Annotated in this window: 23 protein-coding genes; 7 read left to right on the plus strand and 16 right to left on the minus strand. The window is 71.4% G+C overall.

Going from position 1 to position 22,456, the window contains the following annotated elements; all coding sequences use genetic code 11:
• Positions 1-134: 134 nt before the first annotated feature.
• From cbiE to HUT19_RS07840, 7 genes are all read right to left on the minus strand, one after another.
• On the minus strand, positions 135-1,391 hold the full coding sequence (gene cbiE, locus HUT19_RS07810; RefSeq protein ID WP_176179754.1) for a precorrin-6y C5,15-methyltransferase (decarboxylating) subunit CbiE: 1,257 nt from the start codon (positions 1,389-1,391) through the stop codon (positions 135-137).
• Positions 1,392-1,654: 263 nt separating this feature from the next.
• Complete coding sequence (locus HUT19_RS07815) at positions 1,655-2,302, minus strand: GNAT family N-acetyltransferase (protein ID WP_176179755.1); 648 nt, start codon at positions 2,300-2,302, stop codon at positions 1,655-1,657.
• Between the two features lie 150 nt (positions 2,303-2,452).
• Positions 2,453-3,271 carry a MetQ/NlpA family ABC transporter substrate-binding protein gene (locus tag HUT19_RS07820; RefSeq protein ID WP_176179756.1) on the minus strand — a complete coding sequence of 273 codons (819 nt, stop codon included), beginning with the start codon at positions 3,269-3,271 and terminating at the stop codon, positions 2,453-2,455.
• A 38-nt stretch (positions 3,272-3,309) separates the two neighbouring features.
• Positions 3,310-4,131 carry a MetQ/NlpA family ABC transporter substrate-binding protein gene (locus HUT19_RS07825; protein ID WP_176179757.1) on the minus strand — a complete coding sequence of 274 codons (822 nt, stop codon included), beginning with the start codon at positions 4,129-4,131 and terminating at the stop codon, positions 3,310-3,312.
• Between the two features lie 150 nt (positions 4,132-4,281).
• Positions 4,282-5,088 (minus strand): methionine ABC transporter permease, encoded by an 807-nt coding sequence (locus HUT19_RS07830; RefSeq protein WP_176179758.1) that lies wholly within the window; start codon positions 5,086-5,088, stop codon positions 4,282-4,284.
• Positions 5,085-6,149, minus strand: coding sequence for a methionine ABC transporter ATP-binding protein (locus tag HUT19_RS07835; protein ID WP_176179759.1), 1,065 nt, complete (start codon positions 6,147-6,149; stop codon positions 5,085-5,087). The genes HUT19_RS07830 and HUT19_RS07835 overlap by 4 nt, the downstream gene beginning before the upstream one ends.
• Before the next feature lie 402 nt (positions 6,150-6,551).
• Complete coding sequence (locus HUT19_RS07840) at positions 6,552-7,199, minus strand: HAD-IA family hydrolase (protein WP_176179760.1); 648 nt, start codon at positions 7,197-7,199, stop codon at positions 6,552-6,554.
• A 149-nt stretch (positions 7,200-7,348) separates the two neighbouring features.
• Here HUT19_RS07840 and HUT19_RS07845 point away from each other — a divergent pair, with 149 nt between their 5' ends.
• Together HUT19_RS07845 and HUT19_RS07850 are read left to right on the plus strand one after the other, a co-directional pair.
• Positions 7,349-7,717: a hypothetical protein gene (locus HUT19_RS07845; protein ID WP_176179761.1), complete on the plus strand. Its 369-nt coding sequence runs from the start codon at positions 7,349-7,351 to the stop codon at positions 7,715-7,717.
• A 76-nt stretch (positions 7,718-7,793) separates the two neighbouring features.
• Positions 7,794-8,168 carry a hypothetical protein gene (locus HUT19_RS07850; protein ID WP_176186603.1) on the plus strand — a complete coding sequence of 125 codons (375 nt, stop codon included), beginning with the start codon at positions 7,794-7,796 and terminating at the stop codon, positions 8,166-8,168.
• A 179-nt stretch (positions 8,169-8,347) separates the two neighbouring features.
• Here the strand turns inward: HUT19_RS07850 and HUT19_RS07855 are convergent, their stop codons facing one another.
• The 3 genes from HUT19_RS07855 to HUT19_RS07865 form a co-directional block, all read right to left on the minus strand.
• Positions 8,348-8,845, minus strand: a complete 498-nt coding sequence (locus HUT19_RS07855) for a GNAT family N-acetyltransferase (protein WP_176179762.1) — start codon at positions 8,843-8,845, stop codon at positions 8,348-8,350.
• Positions 8,846-8,967: 122 nt separating this feature from the next.
• On the minus strand, positions 8,968-9,489 hold the full coding sequence (locus HUT19_RS07860; protein ID WP_176186605.1) for a sigma-70 family RNA polymerase sigma factor: 522 nt from the start codon (positions 9,487-9,489) through the stop codon (positions 8,968-8,970).
• 124 nt (positions 9,490-9,613) lie between these two features.
• Positions 9,614-10,792, minus strand: coding sequence for a glycerophosphodiester phosphodiesterase (locus HUT19_RS07865; RefSeq protein ID WP_176179763.1), 1,179 nt, complete (start codon positions 10,790-10,792; stop codon positions 9,614-9,616).
• Positions 10,793-11,055: 263 nt separating this feature from the next.
• Here HUT19_RS07865 and HUT19_RS07870 point away from each other — a divergent pair, with 263 nt between their 5' ends.
• Together HUT19_RS07870 and HUT19_RS07875 are read left to right on the plus strand one after the other, a co-directional pair.
• Positions 11,056-11,730 carry a 1-acyl-sn-glycerol-3-phosphate acyltransferase gene (locus tag HUT19_RS07870; protein ID WP_176179764.1) on the plus strand — a complete coding sequence of 225 codons (675 nt, stop codon included), beginning with the start codon at positions 11,056-11,058 and terminating at the stop codon, positions 11,728-11,730.
• A gap of 73 nt (positions 11,731-11,803) precedes the next feature.
• Positions 11,804-12,619: an alpha/beta fold hydrolase gene (locus HUT19_RS07875; RefSeq protein WP_176179765.1), complete on the plus strand. Its 816-nt coding sequence runs from the start codon at positions 11,804-11,806 to the stop codon at positions 12,617-12,619.
• Between the two features lie 30 nt (positions 12,620-12,649).
• Here HUT19_RS07875 and HUT19_RS07880 read toward each other — a convergent pair whose 3' ends face one another.
• The 3 genes from HUT19_RS07880 to HUT19_RS07890 all read right to left on the minus strand — a co-directional run bounded on the left by HUT19_RS07880 (position 12,650) and on the right by HUT19_RS07890 (position 16,357).
• A complete protein-coding gene (locus HUT19_RS07880) occupies positions 12,650-13,624 on the minus strand; it encodes an aldo/keto reductase (RefSeq protein ID WP_176179766.1) in 975 nt (324 codons plus the stop codon).
• Positions 13,625-13,640: 16 nt separating this feature from the next.
• On the minus strand, positions 13,641-15,071 hold the full coding sequence (gene argH, locus HUT19_RS07885; protein WP_176179767.1) for an argininosuccinate lyase: 1,431 nt from the start codon (positions 15,069-15,071) through the stop codon (positions 13,641-13,643).
• Between the two features lie 89 nt (positions 15,072-15,160).
• Positions 15,161-16,357, minus strand: coding sequence for an argininosuccinate synthase (locus HUT19_RS07890; protein WP_176179768.1), 1,197 nt, complete (start codon positions 16,355-16,357; stop codon positions 15,161-15,163).
• A gap of 152 nt (positions 16,358-16,509) precedes the next feature.
• On the opposite strand from HUT19_RS07890, the gene HUT19_RS07895 reads away from it, so the two are divergent.
• Complete coding sequence (locus tag HUT19_RS07895) at positions 16,510-17,139, plus strand: carboxymuconolactone decarboxylase family protein (RefSeq protein ID WP_176179769.1); 630 nt, start codon at positions 16,510-16,512, stop codon at positions 17,137-17,139.
• A gap of 2 nt (positions 17,140-17,141) precedes the next feature.
• On the opposite strand, the gene HUT19_RS07900 is transcribed toward HUT19_RS07895, so the two are convergent.
• The gene (locus HUT19_RS07900; RefSeq protein WP_176179770.1) at positions 17,142-18,332 is read right to left on the minus strand and encodes an IS110 family transposase; all 1,191 of its coding nucleotides are present in this window, start codon (positions 18,330-18,332) and stop codon (positions 17,142-17,144) included.
• Between the two features lie 239 nt (positions 18,333-18,571).
• Here HUT19_RS07900 and HUT19_RS07905 point away from each other — a divergent pair, with 239 nt between their 5' ends.
• Positions 18,572-19,378, plus strand: coding sequence for an SDR family NAD(P)-dependent oxidoreductase (locus HUT19_RS07905; protein ID WP_176179771.1), 807 nt, complete (start codon positions 18,572-18,574; stop codon positions 19,376-19,378).
• Positions 19,379-19,502: 124 nt separating this feature from the next.
• On the opposite strand, the gene HUT19_RS07910 is transcribed toward HUT19_RS07905, so the two are convergent.
• Entirely contained in the window at positions 19,503-20,171 is a 669-nt protein-coding gene (locus tag HUT19_RS07910) for a TetR/AcrR family transcriptional regulator (RefSeq protein ID WP_176179772.1), read from the minus strand.
• A 78-nt stretch (positions 20,172-20,249) separates the two neighbouring features.
• Positions 20,250-21,074 carry an SDR family NAD(P)-dependent oxidoreductase gene (locus tag HUT19_RS07915; protein WP_176179773.1) on the minus strand — a complete coding sequence of 275 codons (825 nt, stop codon included), beginning with the start codon at positions 21,072-21,074 and terminating at the stop codon, positions 20,250-20,252.
• Positions 21,075-21,252: 178 nt separating this feature from the next.
• Here HUT19_RS07915 and HUT19_RS07920 point away from each other — a divergent pair, with 178 nt between their 5' ends.
• A complete protein-coding gene (locus HUT19_RS07920; RefSeq protein WP_176179774.1) occupies positions 21,253-22,434 on the plus strand; it encodes a CdaR family transcriptional regulator in 1,182 nt (393 codons plus the stop codon).
• Positions 22,435-22,456: the final 22 nt, after the last annotated feature.

A 22,456-nucleotide genomic window follows, 5' to 3' on the forward strand; every position in this document is an offset into this window, starting at 1 on the left:
TCCGGCCATTGACCGATAAAGCGCCGAACGCCGGGCAGCGGCACAGGCAGTACAACGATCCGCCAGCCTACCCCGCGCGATGCCCGCGGAAGGTCACCGGGGCGGAGCTCGGGGCGAACGTCACAAGGACAAAATCACTGGTGCGGGCGGTGGCCGCAGAGCAGGAAGGCCACCGCGCGCTCGCGCTCGGTCCACCCCCGCGTGTCCAACTCGACCGACTGGAGCAGGACACACTCGACGGCGTAGCCGCCGTCCTCCAGCGCCCGCCCGACGGCTTCCGCCTCGTCCCGGGTCGCGGCGTGGGTGACGATGCGCTCGGGGCGGCGCGCGGCGCACGCGGCCACGACGGACGCGCCCCCGCCCCCGATCCGCACCACATCCGGTTCCGGCAGGTCCTCGAGGACCTCGGGGGCGGTGCCGTGGACGACCTGGAGCTGGACGCCGAACCGGCGGGCGAGGGTGGCGGCGCGCTCGCAGGCGTCCGCGTCCCGGTCGACGGCGATGACGGCGGCGCCGAAACCGGCGGTCTCCACCGCGGCCGCACCGCTGCCCGCGCCGATGTCCCAGACGAGGTCGCCCACCCGGGGGCCGATCCGGGCGAGTTGGAGGGCGCGCAGTTGCTGGGACTCGCTCTCGCCCAGCACGGTCGCGTAGGCGGGGGCGGGCAGCGCCCAGCCGCGCACCGCGCTGGGGAAGCCGGGGTCGCGTCCGGCGATCCAGCCGCCGCTGTGCAGCGGGCCGCGCGCCGCGCCGGAGGTCTGGCCGCTGGGCGGGGCGGTGGTGCCGGAGCCGCCGATGACGATGACGACGTTGGGGTCACGCCAGGCGTGGTCGGCCACCTTGTCGGAGGTCAGGACGGTCACCTGCTCGCGCTCGGTGCCCAGGGCCTCGCAGATGACGAAGGTGCGGTGCACCGGGCCGAGGAGCAGTGCGAGTTCGGCGGGCCCGGCGCCGGGTGAGGTGAGGACGGCGACCTTGGGGTGGGCGCGGCAGACGTTGACGGCGCGGCGCAGATCGCGGCTGTGGGCGACCACGACGACCTGGGCGTCGTCCCAGGGCATCCCGGCGCGGGCGAACGCGGTGGCGACGGAGGAGACGGCGGGGACGACCTCGACCTCGAGGCCGTGTTCGGGGGCGCGCAGGGCCCGGACGACACCGAAGAAGCCGGGGTCGCCGTCGGCCAGGACCACGGGCGAGCCACGGTGCTGGGCGATGCGGCGGGCGGCGAGGTCCACGCTGCCGAGCCGGACCCGTTCGGCCCCCGGTGGCACTTCGGGCAGCGCCAGGTGGTGGGCGGCACCGGCCACGAGGGTGGCGGCGCCGAGGGCGGAGCGGGCCACGTCCGTGAGCGGTGAGCCGTCCCAGCCGATCACCGTGACGCGGTCGGCCATCGTCGTCTGTCTCCCCAGTGTGTCGTGGGTCGGTCGGGTCGCCGTGCGGGGTACCGCGGGTGCGGCGGGTGCCGCGGGGTGTGCCCGCGCGGGTGTGCGGGCGGCCGCGGGCGCGACGCCGGGGTGGCGCGGGGTGCGGCTCGGGCGGGCCGGTACGTGGGTACGCGGCCCGGGCAGATTACCCCGCCTGGTCCGGACCGCCGGACCGGGGGCATGGACCGGGGGTGGTGCGCCGGGGGCGCGAGGCGCGCGCCGCGCCGGGGTCAGCCCCAGTCCGAATAGGTGGCATAACCGCCGAAACCATCTGTTCCGGCCAGGGGTTCGGGGACTCCGTCGAGGTCCTCGGCGAGCAGGCTCCAGACGATGAGGTCGGTGCGCAGATCCGTCCAGCCGCCGTCCTCCGTCTGGGTGCGGGCTATCCCGGCGTTGCGCAGCACGCCCTCGCTGATACAGCCGATCTTCTGGGCCACCTGCTGGGCGGCGGTGTTGTCGGCGGCGGTGCGCAGCTCCAGCCGCTCGAACTTCTGGTCCTGGAAGAGCCAGCGGGCGACGGCGAGCACCGACTCCGAGGCATAGCCCTCGCCGCGCGCCCAAGGGGCGGTGATGTAGCTGACCTCGGTGCCCAGGATCCGCCAGTCCGTATTGCGCAGATGCACGATTCCCACCAGCCGCTGGGTGAGGAATTCGGCGACGGCGAAGACGATTCCGCGGCCGGTGGTGCGTTCGGCGGGGGCGAGCCGCAGTGCCTGGTCGCGGGCGTCGCGCTGGGTGTACGGATAGGGCGCCCTGGTCCAGGCGACCACGAACTCGTCGGTCATCATGTCCGCGAGCGCGGGTACGTCCGCTTCCTCGAACGGGCGCAGCACCAGGCGTTCGGTGCTGATGGAGATGTCCGGGAAGGTGGATGTCATGCGCCGCTCCGTAACCGGGGGTCGTTTTCCGTAGCCGTCAAGAGAGCCCAGCATGCAACATCGGCCAGGCGAAACGCAGCCCGGGTCGGCCAAGCGGAAGGCTCCGCATCCGGTTGTGCGCCGGAATGCGGAGCCCTGAGCCTCCGTCGGCTAACCCTCGGTGACCGGCAGCACCGATCCGTGGTACTTCCGCTGGATGAAGGTGCGCACTTCGGGGGAGGTGAGCAGCTTGACCAGCTTCTTCACCCGGGGATCGTCCTCGTTGCCCTTCTTCACGGCGAGCACGTTGGCGTATTCGTTTCCCTTCACCGACTCCAGCAGCACCGCGTCCTTGGCCGGGTCGAGTCCGGCGTCGAGCGCGTAATTGCTGTTGATGACGGCCGCGTCGACGTCGTCGAGGGAGCGCGGCAGCTGGGCGGGCTCCAGCTCCTTGAACTTCAGGCCCTTGGGGTTGGCGGTGATGTCGGCCGGGCTCGCGGTGGGCCCGGCGTCCTTCTTCAGCCCGATGACGCCCTTGGCCGCCAGGAGTTGCAGGGCCCGCCCCTCATTGGTGAGTTCGTTGGGCACGGCGACGGTCGCGCCCTTGGGCAGCGCGGAGAAGTCCTTGACGCGCTTGGAGTACGCGCCCATCGGGGGGAGATAGGCGTCCGTGACCGGCACCAGATCGGTGCCCTTGGTCTTGTTGAAGTTATCCAGGAACGGGACGTTCTGGTACAGGTTGGCGTCGAGCGAGCCTTCCTGGAGGGCGGTGTTCGGCAGGACGTAGTCCGTGAACTCCTTGACCTCCAGTTCCAGCCCGGCCTTTTCCGCCAGATTCTTCTTGATGTAGGCGAGCACTTCACCGGCCGGGACGGCGGTCGCCCCGACGACAAGGGTGTTGTCGTCGGAGCCACCGCCGGAGCCCGCTCCGCACCCGGTCAGCCCGAGGGCGAGTGCCGCCGCGGCGACGGGGACGGCGATCTGGCGCATGAGGTCGCTTCCTTCGCTGCTGATGTGCGCGGGCCGGGTCAGAACGAGGCGAGGACGGAGCCGGCGTACTTGTCCTTGATGAACTTCTTCACCTCGGGCGAGGTGAGCAGCTTGGCCAGCTTCCTGACCCGCGGGTCGTCCTCGTTGCCCTTCTTCACGGCGAGGAAGTTGCCGTAGGGGTTGTTCTTGGGCGATTCCAGGATCAGGGCGTCCTTGGCGGGCTTGAGGCCGGCCGCGATGGCGTAGTTGCCGTTGATCACCGCGGCGTCGACGTCGTCGAGGGAGCGCGGCAGCTGGGCGGCCTCCAGCTCCTTGAACTTCAGGCCCTTGGGGTTGGCGGCGATGTCCTTCGGGGTGGCCTCGTTGCCCGCGCCGCCCTTGAGCTTGATGATGTCGTCGGCGGCCAGCAGCTTCAGTGCGCGGGCCTCGTTGACCGTGTCGTTCGGAATGGCGACGGTGGCGCCCTTGGTGAGGTCGGCCGCCTTCTTCGCCTTGTGCGAGTACAGGCCGAGCGGCTCCAGGTGGACCGTGACGACGGGCACGATGTCCGTGCCCTTCTTCTTGTTGAAGTCGTCCAGGAACGGCTGGTTCTGGAAGTAGTTGGCGTCGACCGAGCCGTCCTCGGTGGAGAGGTTCGGCGTGTTGTAGTCGGTGAACTCCTTGACCTCCAGCTTCAGGCCGGACTTCTTGGCCAGGTGGTCCTTGACGTAGGTGAGTATCTCGGCGTGCGGGACGGGGCTCGCGGCGACGACGAGCGCGCCGTCCTTGCTCTTGGCGTCGTCCGCGCCGCAGGCGGACAGACCGAGGGCGAGGGCGCCGGCGGCGAGGACGGTGGTCACGGACTTGGTGGTGTTACGCACGAAAAGTGCCTTTCTTCTGGGGCGCACGGAACCGCCGCGGGTGCGGAAGCGCGATGCGAGGGGTGGAGATGTGGGGGGAGGTGAGGGACGTGGGGCGTGGGGACGTGGGGATGTGGGGATGGGGGTGGTGCGCTCAGGAGGGGTGGGGGTTCAGGGGACCTTGGCGGGCTCGGTGTCCGCGGGCTCGGCGTCGGCCGAGGCACCGGCCGTTCCGGCGGTCCCGGGGGCGGCCGGGGCCGGGGCGGACCGGGCGCCGCGGCCGGGGCGCAGCAGCACCAGCCGGGGGGCGACCGAGGAGCGGCCGCGGTGCGACAGACCGCGTGCGGCGACGTCGCCCGCGAACTGGATGACGGAGATCACCACGGCGAGGATGCCGACCGTGATCCACATCAGGTCGGTCTCGAACCGCTGGTAGCCGTAGCGGATGGCGAGGTCGCCGAGTCCGCCGGCGCCGACCGTACCGGCCATCGCCGAGTAGCCGAGCAGCGCGACGACGGTGGTGGTGGCGCTGGAGATCAGCGACGGCAGCGCCTCCGGCAGCAGCACCTTGCGGACGACGGTCCAGGTGGAGCCGCCCATCGACTGCACGGCCTCGACCAGCCCGCCGTCCACCTCGCGGACCGAGGTCTCCACCAGCCGCGCGAAGAAGGGTATGGCGCCGATCGCCAGGGGCACGATCGCGGCCTCGGGGCCGATGGTGGTGCCCACGACCCAGCGGGTGAAGGAGATCAGGGCCACCATCAGGATGATGAACGGCATCGAGCGGGCGATGTTCACGATCTGGCCGAGAACCTTGTTGACGACCACGTTCTGGAGCACGCCGCCTCGGTCGGTGAGGACCAGCAGCACCCCGAGCGGCAGTCCGCCGACGATCGCGATCAGCGCCGACCAGCCGACCATGTAGAGGGTGTCCCAGCATGCCTGCTCGAGCAGGGGCTCCATCTCGGACCAGGTCACTTGGCGCCCTCCTTGAGCAGCTGGGTGGTGCGTGCGGCCGCCCGCGGGCCGTCGGTGATCGCCGACACGTCGACCTGGAGCCCCTGCTCGCGCAGAAAGCCGATCGGGACGACGTTCTCCTCGAACCGGCCGGGCAGTTCGATCCGCATCCGGCCGACCTGGTTGCCGCCGACGGTGTCCATCGCGGCGCCGAGGATCGAGATGTCGATGTTGTACGTACGGGACAGCTGGGAGATGACCGGCTTGGTGGCGGCCTCGCCCTGGAAGGTGACGTCCACGACCGTGCGGTCATCGGCCGAGGGCACCCCGCCGACCGGGAACAGCTCATGGGCGAGCTCGGACCCCGGGGTGGCCAGCAGATCGGTGACCCGGCCGGACTCCACGATCCGTCCGTCGCGCATCAGCGCGGCCGAGTCGCAGATCGTCTTGACCACGTCCATCTCATGGGTGATCAGCAGCACGGTCAGGCCCAGCTGCCGGTTGAGGTCGCGCAGCAGCTGGAGGATCGAGCGGGTGGTCTCGGGGTCGAGCGCGGAGGTCGCCTCGTCCGACAGCAGCACCTTGGGGTCACCGGCGAGCGCACGGGCGATACCGACCCGCTGTTTCTGGCCACCGGAGAGCTGTGCCGGGTACGCCTTCGCCTTGTCGGCGAGGCCCACCAGCTCGAGCAGTTCCAGGGCCTTGCGGGTGCGCTCCTTGCCGGAGACTCCGAGGATCTCCAGCGGCAGTTCGACGTTGTCCCGCACGGTGCGCGAGGAGAGCAGGTTGAAGTGCTGGAAGACCATGCCGATCCGGCTACGGGCCTGGCGCAGCGCGGATCCGGCCCTCCCCTGGCCGCCGCCGGCGAGCGCGGTGAGGTCCTGACCGGCGACGGTGATGGTGCCGGAGGTGGGGCGCTCCAGGAGGTTGACGCAGCGGATGAGGGTGGACTTCCCGGCGCCGCTCTGGCCGACGACGCCGTACACCTCACCCTCGCGGACGTGCAGATCGACGCCGTCGAGGGCGGTGACCTCGCGGCCTCGTGAGCGGTAGACCTTGGTCAGGTCCGTGGTGGTGATCACAGGTTTTCCGTCACTGTTGAGTGCGCGGCGGGGTTGGCGCCGGGCACGGTTCGTTCATTTCGGAACGCGGCAGGGCGGACCCGAGCGGACGCGACGGCAGGGTGCGTTGCGGTGCGGCTACGGGTTCCGGTGACGCGGGGCGGCTCGGTCCGGCGCGTTACGGGCGCGCGGAATCCGGCTCAGCGGTCTCGCTTCGGGGCGCGAAACTCGGACGGGGGCCCTCAGCAGTCACACATTCGACACCGACAACGAGCACCGGACGCGGTGAACGCCTCGGTCGCGGGGATGCGGATGCTCGTCGTGGTCATGGCCGCAAGTAAAACAGACAGCGGGGTGGACCGATCAACCCGGTCCGTATAGCGGACGCCGTTGACCAGTCCGCGGACAAGCGGAAGGGGTCATTCAGGCCCGTACGGTGAGCTCCACTCCCCCGTCGATGGCCTGGGCCGACACGGCGGACAGGTCCTCCACCACCCAGTCGGCGATCAGTTCCGTACGGGTGACCGTTGTGGTCAACGCCACGGTCCGCATCCCGGCCGCGCGGGCCGAGGCCAGCCCGGCGGGGGCGTCCTCGAAGACGACGCAGCGGGCCGGGTCGACGCCCAGCCGCTCGGCGGCCAGCAGAAACGGCTCGGGGTCGGGCTTGCCGCGGGTGATGTCGTCCGCGCTGATCAGCGTCCCGGGGCACAGCCCCACCTCGCTCAGCCGGGCGCGCGCCAGCTCTCCGTTCGCGGAGGTGACCACGGCCCAGAGCGCGGCGGGCAGTCCGGCCAGCAGCTCGGCCGTGCCCGGGAGCGGCTTGACCCCGCCGGGGACGTCCGCGAGCTCCAGCTCGTCGATCCGGGCGCGGGCCGCGGCTATCCGCTCGGCGGGCAGCAGATCGCCGATGATGTCGTCGGCCGGGCGGCCGTGCAGCTCGACGCGCGCGAAGTCCTCCGCCGATACGCCGTACTCCTCCGCCCAGCGGGTCCAGCAGCGCACGACCGACCCCATGGAGGAGACCAGGGTTCCGTCGTTGTCGAACAGCAGGGCGTCAGCGGAGATCTTCATGGCGCGCAGCGTACGCGGCGGCCTCACCGGCCCGGCCACCCGGGCGGCCCCGGGCCCGGGGCCGATGACAACGCGGTCATCAGGGGCGATTACAGTCGTCCCATGCTTGTCACCGCCTGTGTGCGCCATCGCACCGCACGGAGGTCCCGTTGATCACAGCGCTGACGGTCGCGCTCGGTGTGACCGCGCTCGTGCTCGCCGCCTGGTGCGGCTTCGCCACCTATCGCGACCAGCCCACCAAGGACTGGCACTTCATCGGCATGGCCGTGGTGGCCCTGCTGGCGCTCGTCCAGCTGGTCGTCGGGATCGTCCGGCTCGCGGGCGGGGACAAGCCCGACCAGGGCGTGGCGATCTTCGTGGCCTATCTGGTCGGTTCCGCGCTCGCCGTGCCGATCGCGGCGTTCATGTCGCTGGCCGAACGGACCCGCTGGGGCTCCGCGACGGTCACGGCGGCGGCCGTGGTGCTGGCCGTGCTCGAGGTGCGGCTGTACGACATCTGGGGAGGCGTCGGTGGCTGAGTCCACGGAATCGCCGCGGCCCGCCGAGGCCGCACGGCCCGGCGGAAGGCCGGGATCCACCGCCCGTCGGACCGGGCTGGGCCAGGGACCCGGGCGGCTGCTGGTGCTGCTCTACGGGGTGTTCACCGTCGCGGCGGCGTCCCGCTCGATCTACCAGCTGATCGCCCAGTACCACGAGGCGCCGCTCGCCTACATCCTCTCGGCGGTCTCCGCCGCGGTCTACGCCTTCATCACCGTCTCGCTGGTGCGCGGCGGCGAGGGGGCGCGCCGGGCGGCGATGGTGTGCTGTGCGGCGGAGCTGGTGGGGGTACTGACCATCGGCACCTGGACGCTCGCCGACCCCTCCGCCTTCCCCGACCAGACGGTGTGGTCGGACTACGGGATGGGCTACCTCTTCATCCCGATCTTCCTGCCGGTCACCGGTCTGCTCTGGCTGCGCCGGACGGACTGAGCGCCGGGCGGACCGAGCGGTATCCCGCCCGGTCCGCCCGGCCCGTTCGTGGTGGGGCTCGGTCGCGCCCCGAAGGGGCGCGGGGCTGTGTCGACAGGCAGCTCCGCCGCGTGGGCGCGACCAGCCACGATCCGGCCGCGGACGAACGACGGCACCTCGCGGCACTTCCCGCGGAGCGCTCAGGCGCTGGCGGCGAAGGCCGACGCCGAGGCGTCCTTCTCCAGCGTGACCACGCTCAGCCGGCGGTTGACCTCTTCGGTGCCCACCTGGGCGTAGCCGAGCTTGCGGTACAGCCGGCCGTTGCTGCGGTGGCCGGTGAAGAGGCGGTAGCGCTTGGCGGCCCGCTCCTCGGCCAGCCGCTCCTCGATCGCCGCGAGCAGCCGCCCGCCCAGGCCGTGGCGCTGCATCCGGGGGTGGACGATCAGCTTGCCGATGGCGGCGGTGCCCTTGTCGTCGACCACCCCGCGGACCGAGCCGACGACCTCCGCGCCGAGCCGGGCCACGAGCACGCATCCCTCGCCGAGTTCGGCGCGCAGATCCTCCAGCGACTGCGTCAGCGGCTCGATGGAGTAGTCCCCGTACAGCTCGGCCTCGCCCTGATAGCACAGATACTGGAGCTTGAGGATCTGCTCGGCGTCGTCCGCGGTCGCCGCGGAGATGGTCACGCTCATGCCCATGTGCGCATGCCTCCCCTTTTCTCGGTCCTCCGGCCGCGGTGAGGGTAAGGGTTGCGACCGGGGTTCATGGCCTGGGTGGAAGCGCCGCGTGGTGGTGCGTCCGCCTCCGAGGCGCCGATTGTCTAACGCTCCTTTCCCCACGGTTCAGGAGCCGCAACCTCCGCCGTCAGCATTCTGCGCAGGCAACCCAGACATCGGGAACGTACCGGCCCCAGACTGCCCTGTGACATTCCCAACTCGCCCGCGATCTCCCGGTACGTCGGGTCGGAGCGGGACAGCATCGCCCCCAGCAGCCGGGGGCAGCGGCCGGGCAGCCGGCGCACCGCCGCACGGAGCACCCGCCGGGTCTCGGCGGTCAGCACGGCCTGTTCGGCGGGGCGGGGCTCGGGGCCTTCCGGAGGCCCCTCGTCCACCGGGTCGTACGGCACCTCGCGGCGGGCCCGGCGGCGGGCGCCGCGCACCTCGGCGCGGACGGCGCCGCGCAGCCAGCGGGCCGGTTCCGGCGGCGGGCCGGTGTCCCGGGTGCGCTCCAGCAGCCGTAACCAGACGGCCTGTTCCAGTTCGGCGGGCTCGACACCGGCGCCGTACGCCTCGGCCGCCGCCTCCGCGGCCAGCAGCGGGCGCAGTTCCTCCACTAGGTCCATGCCGGGCGGGACGTGGCCGGTCACGGTGTGGTTGCCGGTGCGCCACCGTCTCACCCGACCGGGTAGCCGCCGGGACGGGGCTTGACGCCCGGGTCCCGGCGGCCGTTCGCCCGGCGGGCCGTGCTCAGTGCTTCTCGAGGAAGTCCGCCCGCGCGAGGACGGCGGTGTCGGCGTTGTCGGAGAAGATGCCGTCGATCCCGGTGGCGAAGTACACCTTGAAGGCGCCGAAGGCGTCACCGTAGGCGTTGGGGTCGGTGCCGCGGCGGAAGTCGGCGGGCAGGAAGCTGTTCTCGTTGCGCATGGTGTAGGGGTGCAGGAACAGCCCCGCGGCGTGCGCGTCCTTGACCACGGGGGTCGGCGTGCCCAGCTTGCCGTCGGCGGTACGCGGGATGATCACCGACAGATCGGGGCCGATGCCCTGGGCGAAGCCCGCGATCCACTTCAGTCCCTCGGGCTTGACCAGGTCGGCCACCGTGCGCGGGTCGCCCGCCTCCACGAAATCCCAGGGGCGGCTGGTGACCGTGGACAGCAGCACCACCGAGGGGGTGGCGACCAGCTTGCGCAGCCGCTGGATGCTGCTGGGCTCGAAGGACTGGAGGAACTGCGGCGAGTCCTTCCGGTGCCGGCCGTACCGGCGCAGCAGCTTGGCGACCGGCTCCTCCAGGCCAAGACCCAGCTTGCGGAAGTAGGTGGGGTGCTTGGTCTCGACGTGGAGCCAGACCGGGCGGCCGCGCTTGCGGCCCTCCCGCTCGGCCCACTGCAGCACCTCTTCGAAGCTGGGCACCTCCCAGCGGCCGTCGTAGAGGGTGTTGCGCTGGCGGGTGCCCGGGATGCGCTCCTTGGCGCGCAGCGTCTTCAGCTCGGCGAGGGTGAAGTCCTCGGTGAACCAGCCGGTGAGCTTGGTCCCGTCCACGGTCTTGGTGGTCTTGCGGCCCGCGAACTCGGGGTGGTCCGAGACGTCCGTGGTGGCCGTGATGTCGTTTTCGTGACGGCAGACCAGATGGCCGTCCTTGGTGGGCACGAGGTCCTGCTCGATGACGTCCGCCCCCATGTCCAGGGCGAGCTGGTACGAGCCGAGGGTGTGTTCCGGCCGGTAGCCGCTGGCGCCGCGGTGGCCGATGACGGTGGGCACCGGCAGCCCGCGCACCCGCCCGGAGCTCCCCGCCCCCGCCGCCGTGGCCGTATCCGCCTCGCCGGAGGTACCGGCGGCCCCGGCCGTACCCGCACTGAGCGCCACCGCTCCCGCGCCGAGGGCCGCGGCCCCCAGGAGGGCGCGCCGTCCGGGCTGTTGCTCCCGCTCCATGAGCACTCCTCGCTCTGGTGTCCAACACACCTGTAAACGACCTGTCAGAGGACGGGCCGATGGTAGGCGGGACCGCCCTGACTACGGGAGACGTCGACAGAAACGCACGGGAAACGCGTGTCAACACTGCGTACCAGGTGGGTGAACCCGGTGTGCGCGAGGGTGCGACCGGCGAGTATCGTCCTAAGGCGGCGCGGGTGTGCGGTGCGATGGACGGACCGTACGCCGGGCGCACCAGACCCTGACCCCGACCGGAGGACCCGTTGTCCCGATTTGCGTTTCTGAAGGCAGTACTCGGTCCGCTGATGCGCCTGATGTTCCGCCCACGGGTCGAGGGGGCCCAGCGCATTCCCGGCTCGGGCCCGGTGATCCTCGCCGGGAACCATCTCACCTTCATCGACTCGATGATCCTGCCGCTGGTCTGTGACCGTCAGGTCTTCTTCATCGGCAAGGACGAGTACGTGACGGGCAAGGGGCTCAAGGGCCGTCTGATGGCCTGGTTCTTCACCGGTGTCGGCATGATCCCGGTGGACCGGGACGGCGGCCACGGCGGAGTGGCGGCGCTGATGACCGGCCGCCGGGTGCTGGACGAGGGCAGGGTCTTCGGTATCTACCCCGAGGGCACCCGCTCCCCCGACGGCCGTCTCTACCGCGGCCGGACCGGTATCGCCCGGCTCGCGCTGATGACCGGCGCCCCCGTGGTGCCGTTCGCGATGATCGGCACCGACCGGATCCAGCCGGGCGGCAAGGGGCTGCCGCGGCCGGGCCGGGTGGAGGTCCGCTTCGGTGAGCCGCTGGAGTTCACCCGCTACGAGGGCATGGACCGCGACCGGTATGTGCTGCGGGCGGTGACCGACGAGGTGATGAGCGAGGTCATGCGGCTCTCCGGCCAGGAGTATGTGGACATGTACGCCACCAAGGCGAAGGCCGCCGCCTGACGGGAGCGGACGCTGTGCGGCCCCTGGGCAAAGCCCCTGGCCACAGCCCGGGTCCGGCCACTAGGGTGCGCCGATGACCATCTCCACCGTGCCCTCCCCCGCTTTTGTCACACTGCGGGACCGGCGCTTCGCCGTAACCGATTTCGGCGGGCCGGGCACTCCGGTCCTGGCACTCCACGGCCACTTCGGCCGTGGCCGGATGTATGCGCCGCTGGCCGCCGCGCTCGCCCCCGTACGGCGGGTGATCGCGCTCGACCAGCGGGGGCACGGGCTCACCGGCGGCGGTGGTCCGTTCACCCTGGACGAGTACGTGGCCGACGCCGCGGCGCTGCTGGCCGATCTGGACCTCGGACCGGTTCCGGTGGTCGCCCACTCCACCGGCGGGGTCGCCGCGTACGCGCTGGCCGCCCGCCATCCGGAGCTGGTGGCCGCGCTGGTCGTCGAGGACGTGGGCGCGGTGACGGACCGGCCGGTGGTCGCCCATCCGGTGCTCGATGTGTCCGCCTGGCCGACCTGGGCCGTGGACCGGGAGGCGCTGCGGGCCGCCATCGAGGCGCGGGGCATCCCCGACGCCACGTACTTCCTCGACAGCGCGGAGCCGGACCGCGAGGCGGGCGGCTGGCGGCTGCTGTTCCAGCCGGCCCACATGATGGCGTCCCAGCGGGCCATGTGCGGTGACTTCTGGGACGAATGGCTGGGTTCGTCCTGTCCCGCGCTGCTGATGCGCGGTGAGCACAGTTCGCTGCTGCCGCCCGGCCACGCGAGGGAGATGGCGGACCGCCGTCCGCACACCAGGCTGCGGGAGTTCGCGGGGTGCGGGCACTGGATCCACGACGACGCGCCGGGGGCGTATGCCCAGGCGGTGGGCGCGTTCCTCGCCACGCTGTAGCCGCCCCGCCGTCCGGGTCGGGCAGGCGGGTCACGCCCAGGGCAGCTCGGCGCGGTGGCGCCAGTACGCCTCGGGTTCCTCCACGAGTCCGTCCAGCAGGGCGAGCTGGCGTTCGTTCAGCCGCAGGGTGGCCGCGGCCAGGTTGGAGCGCAGCTGGGGGACGGTGGCCGCGCCGGACAGGACCACGTTCGCCCACGGCCGGTGCAGCACCGCGGCGAGCGCGACGGCGTCCGGGGTGCTCCCGGTCTCCTCGGCGACCTGCCGCACCGCGGGCGGCGCCGCCTCGGGCGCGGCGAGCCGACCGTTGGCCACGGCCTCCTTGACGATGACCGACCGTCCCGCGTCCCGGGCCTCGACGAGCGCGGCCCCGGCCGAGGGCTCCAGCAGGTTGTAGGTGGTCTGGAAGGTGCGGAACAGCGGCGCGCCACCGGCTTCGACGCCCAGTGCCGCGCGGATGGCGTCGGCCTGGTGCGGACCGCTGGTGGACACGCCGATCGTCACGCCCTCGGCCGCGAGCGCGGCCAGCCGCTCGTGGAGCGCTCGGTCGGTGAGGGCGGGACTGTCGGGGGTGAGCGAGTGGATCTGGTAGACGTCGAGCCGGTCGCCGAGCAGGGCGTCGGTCAGCCCGCGCTGCCGTTCGTAGGCGCCCGCGCTGTGGTCCTTGACCTCGTGGGTGGGGGCGTCGGTGCGCCAGTCCGCCACATAGGTGTAGCCCCATTTGCTGCCCACCACCACGTCCCGGACCTCCGGGTGGCCCGCCAGCCAGTCGGCGAGGAACTCCTCCGCCCGGCCGTAGGAGCGTGCGGCGTCCAGATAGCGCACTCCGTGGACGTAGGCGGTGTCCAGCAGCTCCTGGCTGCGCTGCCGCATCGCCTCGACGGTGCGGTCGGCCGGGAGGTCCCGGTCCCGGCCGAGGGTGATGTAGGCGGGACGGCCGACCGCGGCCAGGCCGAGTCCGATCCTGGCCGCGGGGGCGGTGGTCTCCGCCAGACGCGAGAAGCCCATGGGGCCCATTGTGCTCTTAACGCTTGGCGTTGGCCCACTCGTACTGGCCGGTGAGGTCGGTCTTGACCTCCGCCAGCTGTACGGCCACCGCCGAAGGGGCGGTACCGCCGCGGCCGCCGCGCGAGGCGAGCGCGCCCGGGACGTCGAGGACGGAGCGGACCTCCGGCGTCAGATGCGGAGAGATCTTGGCGAACTGCTCGTCGGTCAGCTGGTCCAGCTCGATACCGGTCAGCTCGCACTCCTTGACGCAGGCGCCGGCGACCTCGTGCGCCACCCGGAACGGCACGCCCTGCCGGACCAGCCATTCGGCGATGTCGGTGGCGAGCGAGAACCCGGCCGGGGCCAGCTCCTCCATCCGCTCCCGGTTGACGGTCAGCGTGGCCATCATGCCGGTGAAGGCCGGGAGCAGGACCTCCAGCTGGTCGCAGGAGTCGAAGACCGGCTCCTTGTCCTCCTGGAGATCGCGGTTGTACGCGAGCGGCAGCGCCTTGAGGGTGGCCAGCAGCCCGGTGAGATTGCCGATCAGCCGGCCGGACTTGCCGCGCGCCAGCTCGGCGATGTCCGGGTTCTTCTTCTGCGGCATGATCGACGAGCCGGTGGAGAAGGCGTCGTGGAGGGTCACGAAGGAGAACTCCTTCGTGTTCCAGATGATGATCTCCTCCGCGATCCGCGACAGATCGACGCCGATCATCGCGGTGATGAACGCGAACTCGGCGACGAAGTCGCGGGAGGCGGTGCCGTCGAGCGAGTTGGCGGAGGAGCCGCGCTCGAAGCCGAGGTCGGCGGCGACCGCCTGCGGGTCGAGGCCGAGGGAGGACCCGGCCAGCGCGCCCGAGCCGTAGGGCGAGACGGCCGTCCGCTCGTCCCACTGCCGCAGCCGCTCGGCGTCCCGGGACAGCGCCTGGACATGGGCGAGGACATGGTGGGCGAAGAGCACCGGCTGGGCGTGCTGGAGGTGGGTACGGCCGGGCATCGCCACATCGGGGTGCGCCTCGGCCAGCCCGACCAGGGCGGTCTGGAGATCGGCGAGCAGCCCGCCGAGGATCCGGGCGTGATCGCGCAGATACATCCGGAAAAGGGTGGCGATCTGGTCGTTGCGGGACCGTCCGGCGCGCAGCTTGCCGCCCAGGTCCGGGCCCAGCCGCTCCAGCAGCCCGCGCTCCAGTGCGGTGTGCACGTCCTCGTCGGCGATGGTGCCGGTGAAGTCGCCGGAGGCGACATCGGCCTCCAGCCGGTCGAGCCCCTCGAGCATCCGCTCCAGCTCGTCCGCGGTGAGCAGCCCGGCGGTGTGGAGCACCCGGGCGTGGGCGCGGGATCCGGCGATGTCGTACGGCGCCAGGCGCCAGTCGAAGTGCACGGAGGCGCTGAGCTTCTCCAGTGCCTCGGACGGCCCGTCGGCGAAGCGGCCGCCCCAGAGCCGGACGTCGCCGCTGTTGCCGTTGCTCACGCTGTTGCTCCTCAAGGCTGTGGGTGTGCGACCGCCTCCCCGCGGACGGGGCGGGGAGGCGGCTCGTGCGGTGGGTTACGGGTCCGAGGCTACTGCTGGAGGTCCCGCTTGGCGGCGATCTTGCTGGACATGCCGAAGATCTCGATGAAGCCCTTGGAGAGCGACTGGTCGAAGGTGTCGCCGGTGTCGTAGGTCGCCAGGTTGAAGTCGTACAGCGACTGCTCGGACCGCCGGCCGGTGACCACGGCCCGGCCGCCCTGGAGGGTCATCCGGATGTCACCGGAGACCTGCTGGTTGGCCTCGTTGATGAAGCCGTCCAGGGCCCGCTTCAGCGGCGAGAACCACAGACCGTCGTAGACCAGCTCGCCCCACCGCTGCTCGACCTGCCGCTTGTAGCGGGCGAGCTCCCGCTCGACGGTGACGGCCTCCAGCTCCTGGTGGGCGGTGATCAGCGCGATGGCGCCGGGGGCCTCGTAGACCTCCCGGGACTTGATGCCCACGAGCCGGTCCTCGACCATGTCGATCCGGCCGACGCCCTGGGCGCCCGCCCGCTCGTTGAGCTGCTGGATCGCCTGGAGGACGGTCACCGGCTTGCCGTCGATGGCGACCGGCACGCCCTCCTTGAACGTGATGACGACCTCGTCGGCCTCCCGCGGGTCGGCCGGGTTCGAGGTGTACTCGTAGACGTCCTCGATCGGCGCGTTCCAGATGTCCTCCAGGAAGCCGGTCTCCACGGCCCGCCCGAAGACGTTCTGGTCGATCGAGTAGGGGGACTTCTTGGTGGTGGCGATCGGCAGGCTCTTCGCCTCGCAGAAGGCGATGGCCTTGTCCCGGGTCATGGCGTAGTCCCGGACCGGCGCGATGCACTTCAGCTCCGGCGCCAGGGAGGAGATCCCGGCCTCGAACCGCACCTGGTCGTTGCCCTTGCCGGTGCAGCCGTGGGCCACGGTGGAAGCACCGTGCTTCTTGGCCGCCGCGACCAGGTGCTTCACGATCGTCGGCCGGGACAGGGCCGACACCAGCGGGTAGCGGTCCATGTACAGCGCATTGGCCTTGATCGCCGGGAGGCAGTACTCATCGGCGAATTCGTCCTTGGCGTCCGCGACCTCGGCCTCGACGGCCCCGCAGGCGAGCGCGCGCTTGCGGATGACGTCCAGGTCCTCGCCTCCCTGGCCGACATCCACGGCGACGGCGATGACCTCGGCGTTCGTCTCCTCGGCGATCCAGCCGATGGCGACGGAGGTGTCCAGGCCGCCCGAGTAGGCGAGTACGACGCGCTCGGTCACGGGTTTCTCCTTACGGTCCATGCACTGACTGGCATAAGTATGCACTGGGCCGTATGTTTCGTCAACGCCGCCTTCTCGGGTCTCCCAGATCACCTCTCCTTTCACTTGCCGAGCGTTCAGCCAGTTTCTATGGTGAGCGTCAGGAGGTCTTCATGCCCGAGAACGTTCAGGAACCACACCGCGACACCAGCGCCACCAGCGACAGCGGCGGCCACCCCCGGCTCCAGCCGCTGTACGAGGACCAGTGGGACGCCCCGACGGGCGAACTGCTCGCCAACGCTCCGCGCGATCCCCGGGGGCGGGTGGGCAACGTGTTCACCACCCTGGCCCGCCACCCCGAGCTCTACAAGGCGTTCATGCCCTTCGGGCTCCAGCTGCTTCGGAAGGGCCGGCTGCCGGGAAGCGTCCGCGAGCTGCTGATCCTGCGTACCTCGCACAACACCGGCGCCTCGTACGAGTGGGGTCGCCACGTCCCGCTGGCCAAGGCCGCGGGCCTCACGGACGCCGACATCGCACGCGTCCCCCAGGGTCCGGACGCCCCCGGTTGGACGGAGGCCGACCGGCATCTGCTCCGGGCGGCCGACGAACTGCACGGCAGCGCCCGGCTGTCCGACACCACCTGGAAGGCGCTCGCCGAGCACTTCGGCGAAGCGGAGCTGATAGAGATCACCATGCTGGTGGGGCAGTACCACATGGTGGCGTTCTTCCTGAACAGCGCCGGCGTGGAACTGGACCCGGGCTTCGAAGCCACCGGGTTCGTGGAAAGGACTTCCCAATCGTGATGTCAAGCCGCCACTGTGACGGGAGGTGAACCTTGGTAGCACTGTCCGTCACGGATCATCGCCCACAGGACATTGAGGCGTCGGCGGGCGAGCGCGAGCAGGGCCTGCTTGTGTCCCTTTCCCTCGCTCCTCTTCCGTTGGTAGTACGCCTTCGAGGCCGGACAGCCCTTGAGGCTGGCCATGGCCGAGAGGTACATCGCCCGCAGCAGGCCGCGGTGGTAGCGCCTGGGTCTGCGCAGGTTGCCGCTGACGCGGCCGGAGTCGCGGGGTCGGGGGGCCAGGCCGGCGAAGCCGGCCAGGCGGTCGGCGCTGCCGAAGGCGTCCATGTCACCGCCGGTCGCGGCGATGAACTCGGCGCCGAGCTTGGTTCCCATGCCGGGCAGGCTGCGGATCACCTCGGCATGCGGATGCTCGCGAAACTTGGCCTCGATCAGGGCGTCGAGCTCGGCGATCTCCTCATCAAGGGCCATCACCCCCTTCGCGAGGCGGACCACCATGGCGGCGGCCAGCTTCTCGCCGGGCAGGGCCGTCTGCTGAGCCTGGGCAGCCTCCACCGCCGTCCTCGCAAGTGCGGCGGCGCCACGGACCCTCCGGTTCTTCAGCCAGGTCTCAATTCGCTTCGCGCCCGCGCGACGGATCGCAGCCGGGGTCTGGTAGCCGGTCAGCAGCATCACCGGCCCCTTGTTGACCAGGTCCAGCGACCGCTCCAACGCGGGGAAGATCTCCAGCAGTTGAGCACGGAGCCGGTTGATCTGCCGGGTGCGGTCGAATACCACGTCCAGGCGCCGGGTGGTCAGCGTGCGCAGGTCGACGGCGATCTCGTCTCCGGGGCGCAACAAGCCAAGGTCTCGGCGAACGCGGGCCTGGTCGGCGATGACGAAGGCGTCCTTGGCGTCCGTCTTTCCCTCGCCCTTGTAGGTGGCCGAGGCACGGTGGACCGCCAGGCCGGTGAGGTAGGCCATCGGCTGGTCGTGACTGAGCAGCAGGCCGATCAGCAGGGCGGCGCCGCCGTGGTTGAGGTCGACGGCCCACAGCACGTCGATGGATATCTCCAAGATGTCGGCGATGAGCTGGAGCAGTTCGGTCTCGTCGTTCAGGACCCGGCGGGACAGCAGCCGCTGACCGTCCGCGTTGATCACCACGCAGTGGTGGTGTTCCTTGCCGATGTCCACCCCGGCCCAGATCTCGGGCACGTTTCCTCCGCCAGCTCGCCGTTACATCGATCCCGCAGACGACCTCGCCGACGTTGTCCTACAGCAGCGATCAGAGTCGCGTCTCCCAATTGGCGGTCGAGTCGTCGCGGGGCCTCGGGTGGCCAAGTCCTTTGAGCCTTGCCAACGGCGCCCAACCATGAGCCATGCCCGAAGCCCCCGGGCCCTCCGATCTTACGAATGACCAGAGCAACCACCCTTGAAAGGTAGGACCCCGAACCATGGCTGAGAAGCGGGAGGCCGACTCCGCGGCCCGGCGGCTGGACGGCCGCAAGGTACTGGTGATCGGCGCGGGGACCCGCCCCGACGACGACCCCGAGTCGCCCGTCGGGAACGGCCGGGCCATCGCCGTGCTCGCCGCCCGGGAGGGCGGGAGTGTGGCCTGCGCCGATGTGGCGGCCCAGGCCGCGGGTGCGACGGCCGAACTGGTCTCCGCCGAAGGCGTCAAGGGCGTCGCGGTGGTGGGCGATGCCACGGACGCGGAGCAGTCGGCCGCGGTGGTCGACGAAGCGGCCCACGCGCTGGGCGGACTCGACGGGCTCGTGGTCAACGTCGGGATCGGCCTCGGCACCGGCCTGGAGGGCTCCTCCCCCGAGGACTGGGACCGCGTTCTCTCTCTCAATCTGCGGGCGCCGTTCCTGGCCGCCAAGTACGGGCTTCCGGCGCTGGCCGACGGAGGCTCGATCGTCTTCATCGGGTCGACGGCCGGGCTGCGTGCCGCCACCAACTCCCCCGCCTACGACAGTTCCAAGGCGGGACTGTTCGGCCTCGTCCGCCATGTCGCGAAGGAGGCGTCGGTCCGTGGGATACGCGCCAACCTCGTCGTCCCCGGGCTGATCGACACACCGATGGGCCGCCAGGCGTCGGCCAAGCGGGCCTCTCGGACAGCCACGTTCGAGCGGATCCCGCTCAGGCGCCAGGGCACGGCATGGGAGGTGGCGGAGGCCGTGACGTTCCTGCTCTCCGATCGCGCTTCCTACATCACGGGCCAGAGCCTGGTGGTGGACGGCGGGCTCAACGCGGTCTGACCGGCGGTACCAGGCCAGGCCACCGATGCCCGGTCGGCCCGCCCCGTGCCGGGGGCGGGCCTGCCCCGCACCGCGGGGCGGGCGGCCCGTCCCACGGCCGCGGGTGCTGGCCCGCCGCGCCCGCTCAGCGCGCGTCCGGCTCCGCCGCCAGCCCGAGCACGAGCGTCCGGTGGGCGGCACGCCCGATCTCCACCAGACGGGTGCGCGCCGGGTCCAGTTGGTACTGGAGCAGCACCCCGCGAGCGATGCTCTCCACGAGGAACGCCTGCGCGACGGCATCGACATCCGGGCGGACGCTTCCGTCCGCGACGCCCCGGCGGATGTCGTCCTCGACGGCGGTGCGGACGAGGTTGAGATGTCCCGCCATCCTGCTCTGCATTCCGCCGGAATCGCCGGGGCCGCCGAGCGCCTCGACGAGGAGCACCAGCAGCGCCCGCGCCCGTACCCCCGGGGCGGGCTCCGCCAGGCGCACGAAGAGCTGGTCGACTTTGGCCAGCACGGCTTCGAGCCCGCTCATCCGGTCGTACCCGGGCAGCGCCCGGAGCCGGTCGATGAACCCCTCGCGGATGTCGGTGACCACGGCTTCCACAAGCCCGGCCTTGGACGTGAAGTGGTAGTTGACCATCCCTCGGCTGACACCGGCGCGGTCCCCGACCTCCTTGACCGTGAGCCCCCGGTAACCCTCTTCCGCGAGGATCTCCAGCGCCGCGTCCAAAAGCTTGCGCCGGGAGGCCTCCCGCTGGTCGTCACGCCTGGTCGGACGGCGCCCGGCCGCCGCGGTGGATTCGCTCATGGCGAGGTCAGTATGCCATCCGGGCGGCCGGAGGACGGGGCGGGAGTCAGCGTCCTGTCGTGAACGCCGGGCGGGGAGTCAGCCTCCGGTCGGGGACATCAGGTCCGGCGAGAACTCACGGCGGCCCGCCGTGGCGCCCGCGTCGACCGGCAGCACCACTCCGGTGATCCACGCGGCACGGCGGCCGGCCAGGAAGGCGACCGCCTCCCCGACGTCCCAGCCACTGCCCTCGGTGCCCAGCAGCGACCGTCCGCGGCGGATCTCCCGAACCGCTTCGGTCATCCCGGGCCTGGTGGCGACCATCGGCGTGTACACCATGCCGGGAGCCACCGCGTTGACCCTGATCCCCTCCGCTCCGTGGTGGGCCGCCATCGCACGGGTCAAGGGGACGATCGCCCCCTTGGTGACCGGATAGGTGATGTTGGGATGCCCGCCGTGGAGCCCGGCCACCGAGGACACATGGACGATCGACCCGCCACCGGCCTGTCGCATCGACGGAACGCAGTACTTCGACATCAGCATCATCGAGGTGAGATTGGTGCGATGGCACCGCTCCCAGTCCTCCGGATCGACATCGACGACATCCCCGGCGGGCCCGCCGACACCCACATTGTTGACCAGGATGTTCACCTCCCCCCAGCGTTCGAGCACCTGGTCCACGCAGGAGGAGCACGACGCGGGGTCGGCCACGTCGGCTTCGACCACCAGGCTCGTTCCGCCCTCGGCCTCGATCATGGACCGGGTCGTCTCGGCCCAGCCGGTCACGCTGTCCACCAAGGCCACGCGCGCACCGCGGCGAGCCAGCAGCACGGCGGCCGCGCGGCCGTTGCCGATGCCGTCGCCCCGTGAGCCCGCACCGGTCACGATGGCGACCCGGCCCTCCAGTCCCGTTGTCTCCTCCACGACGTCTCTCCTTCGTCATCCGTCTCCACGGGCGCGGGCCCTTCCGCCCGGCCTGCGGGTCACTCTGCGAGCCCCGCGGACCTCTGTCGACGGAGCGGCCGCACAGGGCGACCGGCACCGTATTGTTCGTTTCTACAACCCCGTGGTTTGCGCGGCCTGCCGCAGGAGGTGACCGACCATGACCGAACCGCAGAACGGCGCGGAGGCGCTGGAAGCCGTGATCACCGGCATGCGGGCCCGGGAGAACGCCCTTCGCGACCGGATGCACGCGGAGTTGTTCGACCGCGTGCCGTCCTACCGCGCGGTCCCCCGGGAGTTGCTCGATGAGGTCTGGGCCAGGCACTTCGTACGCGTCCTGGGGGTGCTGCGCGACGGCCGGGTACCCCCTTCCCGGGACATCGACGAGGCGGAGGTGGCCCGGGATCGCGTAGCCCGCGGTGTGTCGTTGAGCGATGGTCTGCGCGCCTTTCGGCGGGCGCTCGGCGCGATGCGGGACCTGTTCATCGCGGAGGCCACCCGGCAGGGTCTGGACCCGCTCGTCGTCGTCGACCGCACCAGGGCGCTGTGGGAGCTGGCGGACGTGGAGAGCGTGCAGATCGCCCTGGTGCACCGCGAGGCGGAGATCTCCGCGGCGCTGTTCGACGCACAACGGCGCGCCGCCTATCTGCGGGGGCTGCTGTTCGGAACGCTGAGCGCCGCGGAGATCCACAGCGGTGCGGCGATCTACGGCCTCGATCCGACGCGCGCCTACCGGGCCATCAGGGCCCGGCCGGACACCGGCCGCGGGACGGCCCAGCTGGCACGGTCGCTGGACACGCTCTGCCGCTCCCACGGCCGGACCGCGATGATCGCGGTGATGGACGAGGCGGTCGCGGGGGTCGTCGAAGCGAAACCCGTCGTGGGGGATCTCCCGGTGACCGCGGGACTGGGTCCGCCGACCGCGCTGGGCCAGGTCCACCGTTCGTTCCGGACCGCGGGACGGCTGCTCGACGCGGCCGCCGCGTACGGGCTGCGCGGCGTCCACGACCTGGGCGATCTGTCCTGGCGGGTGGCCGTCCCCTCGGAACCCGAACTCTCCGAGCTGCTCCTCGACCGGCATCTGCGGCCGCTGGCCGCGGAGGGTGAGTTCGGGAAGCTCATCGAGGAGTCGGTGCGGGCCTATTTCGAGCTGGGCCGCCATATCGGCGCCACGGCGGAGTACCTGCACGTCCACGTCAACACCCTGCGGTACCGGCTCCGGCGGTTCGAGGAACTGACCGGTGCCCGCCTTGACTCACCGGACACCGTGGTCGAGATCAGCTGGGCCCTGGCGGCGCGCGACGTCCAGTCCGCCGCACCGCCCTCACCCTCGTTGGACTAACGCACAACGGGCGCGTTCCGAG

It is taken from the genome of Streptomyces sp. NA02950 (genome assembly GCF_013364155.1).
Taxonomy (GTDB): Bacteria; Actinomycetota; Actinomycetes; order Streptomycetales; family Streptomycetaceae; genus Streptomyces.

Coding starts and splice junctions, on each gene's coding strand:
- HUT19_RS07840 (WP_176179760.1), bottom strand. CDS start 7,199: ATGAAGATCTCCGCTGACGCCCTGCTGTTCGACAACGACGGAACCCTG.
- HUT19_RS07880 (WP_176179766.1), bottom strand. CDS start 13,624: ATGGGCTTCTCGCGTCTGGCGGAGACCACCGCCCCCGCGGCCAGGATC.
- HUT19_RS07905 (WP_176179771.1), top strand. CDS start 18,572: ATGGCTGAGAAGCGGGAGGCCGACTCCGCGGCCCGGCGGCTGGACGGC.
- HUT19_RS07860 (WP_176186605.1), bottom strand. CDS start 9,489: ATGGACCTAGTGGAGGAACTGCGCCCGCTGCTGGCCGCGGAGGCGGCG.
- HUT19_RS07815 (WP_176179755.1), bottom strand. CDS start 2,302: ATGACATCCACCTTCCCGGACATCTCCATCAGCACCGAACGCCTGGTG.
- HUT19_RS07855 (WP_176179762.1), bottom strand. CDS start 8,845: ATGGGCATGAGCGTGACCATCTCCGCGGCGACCGCGGACGACGCCGAG.
- HUT19_RS07865 (WP_176179763.1), bottom strand. CDS start 10,792: ATGGAGCGGGAGCAACAGCCCGGACGGCGCGCCCTCCTGGGGGCCGCG.
- HUT19_RS07895 (WP_176179769.1), top strand. CDS start 16,510: ATGCCCGAGAACGTTCAGGAACCACACCGCGACACCAGCGCCACCAGC.
- HUT19_RS07910 (WP_176179772.1), bottom strand. CDS start 20,171: ATGAGCGAATCCACCGCGGCGGCCGGGCGCCGTCCGACCAGGCGTGAC.
- HUT19_RS07875 (WP_176179765.1), top strand. CDS start 11,804: ATGACCATCTCCACCGTGCCCTCCCCCGCTTTTGTCACACTGCGGGAC.
- HUT19_RS07920 (WP_176179774.1), top strand. CDS start 21,253: ATGACCGAACCGCAGAACGGCGCGGAGGCGCTGGAAGCCGTGATCACC.
- HUT19_RS07820 (WP_176179756.1), bottom strand. CDS start 3,271: ATGCGCCAGATCGCCGTCCCCGTCGCCGCGGCGGCACTCGCCCTCGGG.
- cbiE (WP_176179754.1), bottom strand. CDS start 1,391: ATGGCCGACCGCGTCACGGTGATCGGCTGGGACGGCTCACCGCTCACG.